The sequence below is a fragment of the Paraburkholderia sejongensis genome, assembly GCF_020880815.1.
Classification (GTDB): domain Bacteria; phylum Pseudomonadota; class Gammaproteobacteria; order Burkholderiales; family Burkholderiaceae; genus Paraburkholderia; species Paraburkholderia sejongensis.
Window position 1 is genome coordinate 792,208 of record NZ_JAJITD010000001.1, and the last position, 11,519, is coordinate 803,726.

The 11,519-nt window shown below is 67.4% G+C and carries 9 protein-coding genes; 7 read left to right on the forward strand and 2 right to left on the reverse strand.

Annotation, left to right across the window (positions count from 1 at the left end):
* Window positions 1–111: 111 nt before the first annotated feature.
* The 3 genes from LJ656_RS03345 (at window position 112) to LJ656_RS03355 (ending at window position 2,735) form a co-directional block, all read left to right on the forward strand.
* Window positions 112–1,845, forward strand: coding sequence for a ClcB-like voltage-gated chloride channel protein (locus LJ656_RS03345; RefSeq protein ID WP_230507840.1), 1,734 nt, complete (start codon window positions 112–114; stop codon window positions 1,843–1,845).
* A 254-nt stretch (window positions 1,846–2,099) separates the two neighbouring features.
* Window positions 2,100–2,354 (forward strand): hypothetical protein, encoded by a 255-nt coding sequence (locus LJ656_RS03350; RefSeq protein WP_230507841.1) that lies wholly within the window; start codon window positions 2,100–2,102, stop codon window positions 2,352–2,354.
* A gap of 150 nt (window positions 2,355–2,504) precedes the next feature.
* Complete coding sequence (locus LJ656_RS03355) at window positions 2,505–2,735, forward strand: DUF2795 domain-containing protein (protein WP_230507842.1); 231 nt, start codon at window positions 2,505–2,507, stop codon at window positions 2,733–2,735.
* A gap of 147 nt (window positions 2,736–2,882) precedes the next feature.
* Here LJ656_RS03355 and LJ656_RS03360 read toward each other — a convergent pair whose 3' ends face one another.
* On the reverse strand, window positions 2,883–3,983 hold the full coding sequence (locus LJ656_RS03360; protein ID WP_230507843.1) for a LysR family transcriptional regulator: 1,101 nt from the start codon (window positions 3,981–3,983) through the stop codon (window positions 2,883–2,885).
* Between the two features lie 264 nt (window positions 3,984–4,247).
* On the opposite strand from LJ656_RS03360, the gene LJ656_RS03365 reads away from it, so the two are divergent.
* A complete protein-coding gene (locus LJ656_RS03365) occupies window positions 4,248–4,460 on the forward strand; it encodes a hypothetical protein (RefSeq protein WP_230507844.1) in 213 nt (70 codons plus the stop codon).
* Window positions 4,461–4,567: 107 nt separating this feature from the next.
* On the opposite strand, the gene LJ656_RS03370 is transcribed toward LJ656_RS03365, so the two are convergent.
* Complete coding sequence (locus LJ656_RS03370; RefSeq protein ID WP_230507845.1) at window positions 4,568–5,185, reverse strand: TetR/AcrR family transcriptional regulator; 618 nt, start codon at window positions 5,183–5,185, stop codon at window positions 4,568–4,570.
* Window positions 5,186–5,405: 220 nt separating this feature from the next.
* Between LJ656_RS03370 and LJ656_RS03375 the strand changes: the two genes are divergently transcribed.
* Genes LJ656_RS03375 through LJ656_RS03385 form a run of 3 tightly spaced genes read left to right on the forward strand, consistent with a single transcriptional unit; the run spans window position 5,406 to window position 11,230 of the window.
* Entirely contained in the window at window positions 5,406–6,548 is a 1,143-nt protein-coding gene (locus tag LJ656_RS03375; RefSeq protein WP_230507846.1) for an efflux RND transporter periplasmic adaptor subunit, read from the forward strand.
* The gene (locus LJ656_RS03380; protein ID WP_230507847.1) at window positions 6,545–9,670 is read left to right on the forward strand and encodes an efflux RND transporter permease subunit; all 3,126 of its coding nucleotides are present in this window, start codon (window positions 6,545–6,547) and stop codon (window positions 9,668–9,670) included. Before LJ656_RS03375 ends, LJ656_RS03380 begins: the two co-directional genes overlap by 4 nt.
* 15 nt (window positions 9,671–9,685) lie before the next feature.
* Window positions 9,686–11,230: an efflux transporter outer membrane subunit gene (locus LJ656_RS03385; protein ID WP_230507848.1), complete on the forward strand. Its 1,545-nt coding sequence runs from the start codon at window positions 9,686–9,688 to the stop codon at window positions 11,228–11,230.
* Window positions 11,231–11,519 lie beyond the last annotated feature (289 nt).

Sequence of the window (11,519 nt, forward strand, 5' to 3'; positions counted from 1 at the left end):
CCGCCCGTCTTCCGCCCGCCCATCCGCAACAGCGCGCCCGCCCTCGAAGGCGGGCGCGCTGTTGCCGTGCTGCGCGTTTGTTCACCTTCTCTCACGCCCCTGACCGTCGACGTGCTTTCATTCCTGCTGAAGCTGCGCACCCGCGCCCAACGCCTGTTCCGTCTCTCCGAAGCTCATACGATGCTGGTCTGGTCGGTCGTGGTCGGCATCGCCGGCGCGTTCGCGACCATCCTGTTTCGCAAGGGCATCGATCTGGTGCAATTCGCGCTGTCCGGGCACACCGGCAGCTTCGTCGAAACCGCGCGCAGCCTGCCGTGGCATAGCCGCATCTGGCTGCCGGCCGCGGGCGGTCTGGTCGCCGGCGTGTTTCTGCTGATCGCGCAGCGCCACGCCGACAAGCGCGTGCACACCGACTACATGGAAGCGGTCGCGATCGGCGACGGCGTGGTGCCGGTGCGGCTCAGTTTGTGGCGCAGCGTGTCGTCGCTGTTCACGATCGCGAGCGGCGGCTCGATCGGCCGCGAAGGTCCGATGGTGCAGCTCGCGGCGCTCGCGTCGTCGCTGATCGGCCGCTGGGTCCACTTCGATCCGCCGCGGCTGCGTTTGCTGGTGGCCTGCGGCGCGGCCGCCGGTATCACCTCCGCGTACAGCGCGCCGATCGCCGGCGCGTTCTTCGTCACCGAAATCGTGCTCGGCTCGATCGCGATGGAAAGCTTCGGGCCGGTGCTGGTCTCCGCGGTGGTCGCCAACATCACGATGCGCGAATTCGCCGGCTACAAGCCGCCGTACGAAATGCCGGTGTTCCCGACCGTGACCGGCCTCGAAGTGTTGCTGTTCGTCGCGCTCGGCGCGCTGTGCGGCGCGCTCGCGCCGCAGTTCCTGCGGCTGCTCGATGCGTCGAAGGCCGGCTTTCGCAAGCTGCCGGTGCCGTTGCCGCTGCGGCTCGCGCTCGGCGGCCTGATCGTCGGCGTCATCTCGGTCTGGGAGCCCGAGGTATGGGGCAACGGCTACAGCGTGGTGAACTCGATCCTGCATTCGCCGTGGACGTGGACCGCGCTGGTGGTCGTGCTGGTCTGCAAGCTCGCGGCAACCGCGGCGACCGCCGGCTCGGGCGCGGTCGGCGGGGTGTTCACGCCGACGCTGTTCGTCGGCGCGGCACTGGGCTCGCTGTTCGGCCAGGGGATGAACGAGCTGTGGCCGCATACGACCTCGGCCGCCTACGCATACGCGATGGTCGGCATGGGCGCGTTCCTCGCGGCCGCGGCCCAGGCCCCGCTGATGGCGATCCTGATGATCTTCGAGATGACGCTCAGCTATCAGGTGGTGCTGCCGCTGATGCTGTCGTGCGTGGTCGCGTACTTCGTCGCGCGCTCGATCCGCGAAGCGTCGATGTACGAAATCACGCTGCGCCGCAATCGCGAGGAACAGGAGCGCAGCCGCCTGCGCGCGACCCAGATGCGCGAGCTGATCCGGCCCGCCGAGACGGTGGTGCCGCCGAACGCGACCGTGGCGGACATGACGCGGGTGTTCCTCGAATATCCGGTCAAGTATCTGTATGTCGCGAACCAGTCCGGCGCGTTTCTCGGCGTGGTCGCGCTAAAGGACATCACCTCCGATCTGCTCGACAAACGCGACACCTCGGCGAAGACCGCCGCCGATTATCTGCAGCCGCATTTCGATGTGCTGACGCCGGACATGTCGCTCGGCGTCGCGTTGCAGCACTTCATGGCCTTTCAGGGCGAGCGGCTGCCGGTGGTCGAAAGCGCCGCGCATCCGACGCTCGCCGGGGTGGTCTACAAAAGCTCGCTGCTCGATGCGTATTTCCGGATGAATCCCGGCCGTTAGGGGCGCAGGCTGCCGGCTTCGCGACGCGCGAGCCGCGGGCCTCGCACCGCCTGCGCCGCATTCGTGCCATCATCCGGAAACTACAATTCGGTTTTGTGCAAATGGGCGCGCGTTGCCGGATTTGCCATCTAAGATGGAAGAGCAGCGCCGCCGCTCATCGCCACGCCGCCGGTAGCTTGCATCGTCCTTACGACGCGGGACGGCACAAGGTTTGCTGAACTGATAGCGCCGCATGAGATTGAGGAGGTCGGGCGATGAAAACCTCGACACTGTTGATCATGGTGACGCTGTCGGCCTCGTGCTTCGCAGCGCCAGTTCATACCGCGTCGGACAGCACGGATTCGACGGTGCTCGCGCAACGCGCCAACGCCGCGCCGGTCGCCCCGCCGGCCCCGGATGTCGCGTCCAGCGACGCGAGCCGTCCGCAGCGCTGGGAGCATATTGCACTGCCGAAGTCGCGCCACCTGGAGCGCAGTCTGACCGGGCAGAACGAGCATCTGACGACCTGAGGGCCGCCCCCGGTCGGCGCGTGACAGGCGGCAACGCGATAGCGGGCTGGCCGGGTCGCGGTCGATGCGTGAGCCCGCATTGGGCGAATCCGCTCGCGCCGCCTTCAACTCATGCGGCGGCACTCACAACATCCATCAAGGAGCATGCGCATGACGGCCTCGGGCATCCCCGGCGAGTCGATCGATCTGCAGATCGCCGACGTTCTCAGCGAAGTCCAGTTTCCGACCAACAAGGATGCGCTCGTCGACGCCGCGCGCGAAGCCGGCGCGAGCAACGAGGTACTGGCGATGCTCGACGGCATGCCGGAACAGGATTACGGCGATATCGAGTCGGTCACGCGGCTGATTGGCGGCAACTACGGACCCGGATTGGGCATTTAGATAGCGGCCTGCGGCGGTCGGGGCCGCATCGGGGCCCCGTCGGGGCCGCATTGGGCACCGGCGTACAGGCCCCGCGAGGCACCGCGAGCCGCCGCGTCGCGGCAACTCACGCGAGCATCCACCCCGGCCGCGCCCCGCCTCCCCCCATCAAAGCTGCGACGACGCGGCGATCCGCGTGCGCGGCGCCCGTGCCGCCCGGCGGGTGCTCTGGCGCGCCGGCCGCGCGGAGTCTGCAACCGCGTCGGCGACCGCTTCGGCAACCACGTGGACATCATCGAACCGGTCGACGGCGGCCCGCCCTAGCGGCCCGGCCGCCGCACGCGCATGCGCGGCGCCGCGTGCGAGCCGCGCCGGTGTGCTCTCCGGCTGAAAATGTTCGACGAGGTGATCGATGAAGGTGCGCACCTTCGCCGGCAGATGCAGACGGCTCGGATAAGCAATCGTGATTTCGATCGGCGGCAGCTGGTAGTCGTCGAGCAGGCGCACGAGCCGCCCGGAGGCGAGGTCGCGGCCGATCAGATAACTCGGCAAAATCGCGACGCCCATCCCCAACAGCGCGAACTGCCGCAGCATTTCGGTGTTGTTGGCCCCGATCGCATTCGCGGGGCGCACCCGCACCTCGCCGTCAGGCCCTCGGAAGACGCGCTCCTCGCCGCCCTGCTCGGCTGGCCGGCTCAAACACGGATGGCGCAGCAGATCTTGCGGGCGCGTCGGCGTACCGTGCCGCGCCAGATAATCGGGCGTCGCGCAGACCGTCATATAGCCGGTCGTCAAGCGCCGCGTGACGATGCTCGCGCTGCGCATCGAGCGGGTCGCCAGAATGCCGACGTCGAAACCCTCTTCGACCAGATCGACGTGGCGATCGGCCAGCGTGACGTCGGGCACGACAGCCGGGTAACGCGCTGCGTACGACTGCACGAGCGGCGCGAGGCTGTGCAGCCCGAACACGACCGGCGCGACGATCCGCAGCGTGCCGACCGGCTCGTGATTGCGCGCGACCACCATCTGCTCGACGCCTTCGAGGTCGGCAAGGATGTGACGCACGCGCTCCAGATAGGTCGCGCCCGCTTCGGTCAGCGACAGCCGGCGCGTGGTGCGGTTCAGCAGCCGGGTGCCCAGCCGCGTCTCCAGATCCGCGACATGCCGTGTGACCACCGCGGACGAGATATCCAGCGCGCCCGCCGCGCGGACGAAGCTGCCCAGGTCTGCGACTTTGACGAACACGCGCATCGACTGCAGTTGATTCATGGGACGACTCCTGCACCGGTTAAGCCGGGCCGGCGGCGCCACCGTTGCCGCCCTCTCGGCCCGTGCGGCACGACTGCGCGCGGGCTTGCCCAACCCAATCGATTGTATCGACGCGACCTGTCCCAACCCTGACCCGGACATGACAATCCGGTCAGAAACGGCGCACCGTCCAAACCGGGTCACTGTTGCGGTGTCTATTGCGGATTCCGACTAGGTATAAACCCCTAGTTTTGATAACATGGCGGCCCAAAGGAAATTACCGCCATGCCACATCGTTTTCAGCTTCTGGAAAAAATTGCGTTTTCGCTGGTCTGCTGGTCGGCCGCCGCCGGCACCGCCTATATCGGTTACGAGCGCTGCCCGGACACCCAGACCGTGCTGCACGCGGGGGAGAAATTCCTCAGCGCCAGCGGCCAATACGCATTCGCGTGCGCGGCGCCCGCCGCCGACATCTGCGCGCAACTGCCCACCGACTGATTGGCGCGGCCTCCGCTGAATTTCCGCAGGTTTCCACCTGGTACCCAACGCGCGAGCCCTTGCGGCTCGCGCGTTTTTGCGCTTATTCGCTGACGCCGGTCAGCTGATCACGCATCGCGCCCGAACACCACGCGCGCAAAGAAACCGGCCAGCAACGACTCGACCATTTCCGCCGGCACGTTCTGCGGATCGACCGTGTAGAAGAACTGCACACCGTCGCACAGCCCCATTAGTCCGACTGCGAGTTGTTCCGGCTGCATCGGCATCGACATCCCCACCCGCTGCGCGAACTCGCGAATGTATGCGCTCAACTGCTCGAACTTCTCGTGCATGAACGCGTTGAAGCGCACCCGGAAGCGGCCGTCGCGCACCGCCAGCAGCTTCGCCTCGGCCCACAGCAGAAAACACTTGTTCTGCCGATGCAGCGTGCTGTAGTACTGCAGCACGCGCGCCTGCATTTCCTCGGGCGTCGCCGCGCTGTCGAAGATCGCGCGCAGACCCGCCTGCATCGCTTCGTGATCGCGCCTCAATAGCTCCAGAAACAGTTCGCTCTTGCTGCGGAAGTTCGAGTAGAACGCGCCGCGGGTATAACCGGCGGCCGCGGCAATGTCCTCGACGCTCGCCGCGACGAAGCCCTTCTTCATGAAAGTCGTCTGCGCGGCATCGAGCAGACGCGCGCGTGTCTGATCCTTGCTTTGCTCTCTCGTCAGTCTTTGCCGTTTCATACACACCACTCTAATCTGCGCCGGAACCGGACTGTGTCCGCCCATTCGGATACATCTCTGTATTAGAATTCAAATCGTCATTTAAAGCCATACCCGTATGCGAATCGCATCGCGCGAAATACGGGTCTTCGCTGGCGGGCCGCTGCGGCTTGCCGTGTTCGTTCGCTGTCTCCAGGTTGGGGTAATTGTGAAGCGTCCCGGTTCTCCCGCATCGTCAGCGATGCGCCAGCAGTCCCCCGTGCAGTGGTCTTTCCTCCTGTCCAGCCGCCCGGCCCGCGCGCTCGCGCTGGCCGGTCTCGTCACGCTTGGCGCCTGTTCGCGCCATGAAGCCGCGGCGCCCGCGCCGCGCCCGGTGGTCGCGCTGGCCGTCCACGCGGACGGTCAGGCATTGCAAGCGGCTTCGCTGCCCGGCGAAGTGCAGGCGCGCTATTCGACGCCGCTGTCGTTCCGGGTTGCCGGCAAGATCATCGAGCGGCGTGTGCGGCTCGGCGATACGGTCAAAAACGGCGAAGTGGTCGCGCTGCTCGATCCGGCCGATGCGCAGAAAAACGCCGCCAGCTCGCAGGCTCAACTCGACGCCGCGCAACACAACCTCGCCTACGCGCAGCAGCAGCTCGAGCGCGACCGCGCCCAGGCGAAAGAAAACCTGATTGCGCCGGCGCAGCTCGAACAGACCACCAATGCGTACGCCAGCGCGCTCGCGCAACGCGATCAGGCGCAGCAGCAGGCAGCGCTCGCCAAAAACCAGTTGCAGTACACGACGCTCGTCGCCGGTCATGCGGGCGTGATCACCGCCGAGCAGGCCGATACCGGCCAGAACGTGTCGGCCGGCCAGGCCGTCTACAACCTCGCGTGGAGCGGCGACGTCGACGTGCTGTGCGACGTGCCCGAAAGCGCGCTCGCGTCGTTCGCGGTCGGCCAGCCCGCCAGCGTCGCGCTCGCCGCGCTGCCGGGCCGCAAGTTCAGCGCGCGGGTGCGCGAGCTGTCGCCGGCCGCCGATCAGCAAAGCCGCACGTGGCGCGCGCGTCTGACGCTCATCAATCCCGGCGCCGACGTGCGCCTTGGCATGACCGCCGACGTCACGCCCGCGGCGCCGGCCGCCGCGCCCGGCGGCGTGTTTACGCTACCGGTCACCGCGCTGTTCCATCAGGGCCGCCAGCCGGCCGTGTGGGTCGTGCGGGCGGCCGACAATACGCTCGAACTGCGCCCGGTGACCGTCACGCGCTTTTACGAGCGCACGATCGTCGTCAGCGAAGGCCTGAAGGACGGGGAAAGCGTGGTGCTGCAAGGCGTGCACACGGTGAGCGCCGGCGAGAAAGTCCGCCCGATCGCGCCGCTGCATCCCGAGGACTTCGCTTCATGAGCACGGCGCACGAAGAAGGACGCTTCAACCTGTCCGCGTGGGCGCTGCGCCATCAGGCGCTGGTGGTGTTCCTGATCGCGCTCGCGACCGCGTTCGGCATTCTCGCGTACGGACGTCTCGCGCAATCGGAAGACCCGCCGTTCACGTTCCGCGTGATGGTGATCCGCACCTACTGGCCGGGCGCGACCGCGCGCCAGGTGCAGGAGCAGTTGACCGACCGGATCGGCCGCAAGCTTCAGGAAACGCCGAACATCGATTTCGTGCGCAGCTACTCGCGCCCCGGCGAATCGCTGATCTTCTTCCAGATGAAGGACTCCGCGCCGGTGCGCGAGGTGCCCGAGACCTGGTACCAGGTACGCAAGAAAGTCGGCGACATCGCGGCGACGCTGCCGCCCGGCATCCAGGGCCCGTTTTTCAACGACGAATTCGGCGACGTCTACACCAACATCTATACGCTCGAAGGCGACGGCTTTTCCGCCGCGCAGTTGCACGACTACGCGGACCAGTTGCGCACCGTGTTGCTGCGCGTGCCGGGCGTCGGCAAGGTCGATTACTTCGGCGATCCGGATCAGCACGTGTTCATCGAGATCGCCAACACGCAGCTCACCCGCCTCGGCATTTCGCCGCAGCAGCTCGGCCAGGCGATCAACGCGCAGAACGCGATCGCGCCGGCCGGCACGCTGACCACCCACGACGACCGCGTATTCGTGCGCCCGAGCGGCCAGTTCAACGACGTCAACGCGCTCGCCGACACGCTGATCCGCATCAACAACCGCACCTTCCGGCTCGGCGACATCGCGACGATCAGGCGCGGCTACGACGATCCGATCGTCACGCAGATGCGCTTTGGCGGTCGGCCGGTGCTCGGCATCGGCGTGACGATGCAGCCGGGCGGCGACGTGATTCGCCTCGGCAAGGCGCTGGACCAGCAGATGACGCAACTGCGCGCGGCGCTGCCGGCCGGCTTGACGCTCGTCGAAGTGTCGAGCATGCCGCGGGCCGTCGCGCGCTCGGTCGACGACTTTCTCGAAGCGGTCGCCGAAGCGGTCGCGATCGTGCTGATCGTCAGTCTGGTGTCGCTCGGCGTGCGCACCGGGATGGTCGTGGTGATCTCGATTCCGGTCGTGCTCGCGGTGACCGCGCTGTGCATGTATCTGTTCGATATCGGCCTGCACAAGGTGTCGCTCGGCACGCTGGTGCTCGCGCTCGGCCTGTTGGTCGACGACGCGATCATCGCGGTCGAGATGATGTCGGTGAAGCTCGAACAGGGCTGGAACCGCGCGCGCGCGGCGGCCTACGCGTACACCAGCACCGCGTTTCCGATGCTGACCGGCACGCTCGTCACCGTGGCCGGCTTCCTGCCGATCGCGCTCGCGAAGTCGAGCACCGGCGAATACACGCGCTCGATCTTCGAGGTGTCGGCGATCGCGCTGATCGCGTCATGGCTCGCGGCGGTCGTGCTGATTCCGCTGCTCGGCTATCACCTGCTGCCCGAACGCAAGCGTCACGCGCACGAGCCCGACGATCACGAACACGATATCTACGACACGCGCTTCTATACGCGGCTGCGCGGCTGGATCGGCTGGTGCATCGAACGACGCTTCGTGGTCCTCGCGATCACCGTCGCGCTGTTCGTGCTCGCGATGGCCGGCTTCACGCTGGTGCCGCAGCAGTTCTTCCCGAGCTCGGACCGCCCTGAACTGCTGGTCGACGTGCGGCTGCCCGAAGGCGCATCATTCGATGCGACGTTGCGTCAGGCCACGCGTCTCGAGAAGGTGCTGGTGGGCCGCCCCGAGATCGATCATTCGGTGAGCTTCGTCGGCACCGGCGCGCCGCGTTTCTATCTGCCGCTCGATCAGCAATTGCCGCAGCCGAACTTCGCGCAGTTCGTGATCACCGCGAAGTCGGTGAAGGATCGCGAGAAGCTCGCGCAGTGGCTCGAACCGCAATTGCGCGACAACTTCCCGGCCGTGCGCACGCGGCTGTCGCGGCTCGAAAACGGGCCGCCGGTCGGCTATCCGGTGCAGTTCCGCGTGAGCGGCGACGACATCGCGACCGTGCGCTCGATCGCCGAACGCGTGGCCGCGACGCTGCGCGCGAACCGCAATACCCGCAGCGTGCAGTTCGACTGGGACGAACCGGCCGAGCGCTCCGCGCACTTCGAGATCGATCAGAAACGCGCGCGCGAGCTGGGCGTCAGCTCGGAGGACGTGTCGAGCTTCCTCGCGATGACGCTGTCCGGCTACACGGTCACGCAGTATCGCGAGCGCGACAAGCTGATCAGCGTCGATCTGCGCGCGCCCCGCTCCGAGCGCGTCGACCCGTCGCAACTGACCGCGCTGGCGATGCCGACGCCGAACGGCCCGGTGCCGCTCGGCACGCTCGGCCATCTGCGCAACGAGCTCGAATACGGGGTGATCTGGGAGCGCGACCGCCAGCCGACCATTACCGTGCAATCCGACGTGGGCCCCGGCGCGCAGGGGATCGACGTCACGCACGCGGTGGATCGCGCGCTCGCGCCGATCCGCGCGACGCTGCCGGTCGGCTACCGGATCGAGATCGGCGGCTCGGTCGAGGAAAGCGGCAAGGGGCAAAGCTCGATCGTCGCGCAGTTGCCGATCATGGTGATCGCGGTGCTGACGCTGCTGATGATCCAGTTGCAAAGCTTCGCGCGCGTGCTGATGGTCGTGCTGACCGCGCCGCTCGGACTGATCGGCGTGGTGCTGACGCTGCTGCTGTTCGGCCAGCCGTTCGGCTTCGTCGCGATGCTCGGCGTGATCGCGATGTTCGGCATCATCATGCGCAACTCGGTGATTCTGGTCGATCAGATCGAGCAGGACATCGCGTCGGGGCACAAGCGCTTCGACGCGATCGTCGGCGCGACCGTGCGACGCTTCCGGCCGATCACGCTGACCGCGGCGGCCGCGGTGCTCGCGCTGATTCCGCTGCTGCGCTCGAACTTTTTCGGGCCGATGGCGACCGCGCTGATGGGCGGCATCACGAGCGCGACGATTCTCACGCTGTTCTATCTGCCGGCGCTGTACGCGGCGTCGTTCCGCGTGCGCAGCGACGAGCGCGAAGCGCCGGCGCCCGGCGGCGGTGTCGCGCACACGGGCAATTGATACGGATCACTGAGCATGAGCACGAGTAACAGCATCGCCGTTCCGACGCTTCCCGCGCGCACCACACGCACCGCGCTCGCCGTCGGCCTCGCCTGCGCGCTCGCCGCGTGTTCGTTCGGGCCCAACGGCGACGCGCCCGCGATGCCGCAGCCCGCGCACTACGGCGCGGAGGCATTGCCGACCCGCACCGTGCCCGCCCAAGGCGTCGCGCAGCAGTTCGTCGCCGGCGCGCAGCCGGTGCCGGAGTGGTGGAAGCTGTACCGCTCGGACGCGCTCGACGCCTTGGTCGACGAAGGCCTGCGCAACAGTCCGACGCTCGCCGCGACCGACCGCGCGCTCGCGGCCGCGCGCGAACAGTTGCGCGCGCAGGTCGGCAGCTCGCTGCTGCCGACCATCGACGCGGGTGGCCAGGCGACCCGCAACCGCGCGCTGGCGATTCCGGAAATCGGCCCGAACACGTTCCTGTACAACATCTTCGTCGGTCAGCTGCAGGCGCACTACACATTCGATCTGTTCGGCGCCGCGCGGCTCGCGAATGCGGCGCTCGCCGCGCGTGTGAACGTGCAGGTCTACCAGCTCGATGCGGCACGCCGCGCGCTCGCCGCGAACATCGTCACCGCGACGATCACCAGTGCCGCGCTGCACGCGCAGATCGACACCACCGAGCGGCTCGTCACGCTGGCCAACGCACAGGCGCGCGACACCGCGCGGCGCTACGAACTCGGCGCGGTCTCGCATGCCGATCTGATGAGCGCGCAACAAAGTGCGGCGAGCGTGTCGGCGAGTCTGCCAGCGCTGAAGCAGCAGTGGCTGACCACCCGTCACGCGCTCGCGGTGCTGCTCGGCCGCACGCCCGACGCGGCGCCCGACGACGTCGAACTCGCGCAGTTGCATCTGCCCGAGCAGGTGCCGGTCGTGGTGCCGTCCGAACTGTTGCGCGCGCGCCCCGACATCCAGGCCGCCGACGCCGCGCTGAAAGCCGCGGCGGCCGATGTCGGCGTCGCGACCGCGCAGATGTTTCCGAGCCTGTCGCTGTCGGCATCGATGGGACAAGGCGGCTTCAGCTGGCCGGTCGCGCTGTCGGGCGCGGGCGCGATCTGGAGCATCGGCGCCTCGCTGTCGCAGCCGCTGTTTCATGGCGGGGCGTTGCTCGCGCAGCGCCGCGCGGCGGTGGACAGCTACGACGCGAGCGTGTCGCAGTACAAGCAGACGGTGCTCGCCGCATTCCAGAACGTCGCCGACACGCTCGCCGCGCTCGACCACGACGCGCAATCGCTCGATGCCGCGAACGTCGCCGCGCGCTCGGCGCAAAGCGTGTTCGACGACACCACCGCGCGCTACCGGCTCGGCGCGCTGCCGGTCGCGTCGACGCGTTCGAGCGAGCAGCAGTGGCGCAACGCGCAACTCGACGAAATCCGCTATACGAGCGCGCGTTTGACCGACACCGCGGCACTGTTTCAGGCGATGGGCAACCCGCCGCTCGATGACGCGGACGCGCCGTCCGCTGCTTCTGCGGCGTCCGCATCGATTGGCACAACGAAGGCCGCCGCCACCGATTAACCTGGGATTCCGTACGGAATGCCGCGCAGTTATCCCCAGATCGTGTGGATCAAGTTGTTGAAAACTTTCTGAGAAGCGGGCTAACGTATTGAGCGCGCAGGGATTTGCCGGGCAGGTGCGAAATCGCACAACGCGGGTCGCGACGCGGATTGCTTCGGAGTGCAAGCTCCTGGGACGCCTGAACAATGTCCCAGGGTTATCCCCAGTTCGTGTGGATAGCCTTGTTGATAAGCCTGGGGCGAAGCGCGTAAGTGCTTGATGCGAATCGGTTTAGCTTGCCCGGGCACTT

Coding starts and splice junctions, on each gene's coding strand:
- LJ656_RS03350 (WP_230507841.1), top strand. CDS start 2,100: ATGAAAACCTCGACACTGTTGATCATGGTGACGCTGTCGGCCTCGTGC.
- LJ656_RS03355 (WP_230507842.1), top strand. CDS start 2,505: ATGACGGCCTCGGGCATCCCCGGCGAGTCGATCGATCTGCAGATCGCC.
- LJ656_RS03360 (WP_230507843.1), bottom strand. CDS start 3,983: ATGAATCAACTGCAGTCGATGCGCGTGTTCGTCAAAGTCGCAGACCTG.
- LJ656_RS03365 (WP_230507844.1), top strand. CDS start 4,248: ATGCCACATCGTTTTCAGCTTCTGGAAAAAATTGCGTTTTCGCTGGTC.
- LJ656_RS03370 (WP_230507845.1), bottom strand. CDS start 5,185: ATGAAACGGCAAAGACTGACGAGAGAGCAAAGCAAGGATCAGACACGC.
- LJ656_RS03375 (WP_230507846.1), top strand. CDS start 5,406: ATGCGCCAGCAGTCCCCCGTGCAGTGGTCTTTCCTCCTGTCCAGCCGC.
- LJ656_RS03380 (WP_230507847.1), top strand. CDS start 6,545: ATGAGCACGGCGCACGAAGAAGGACGCTTCAACCTGTCCGCGTGGGCG.
- LJ656_RS03385 (WP_230507848.1), top strand. CDS start 9,686: ATGAGCACGAGTAACAGCATCGCCGTTCCGACGCTTCCCGCGCGCACC.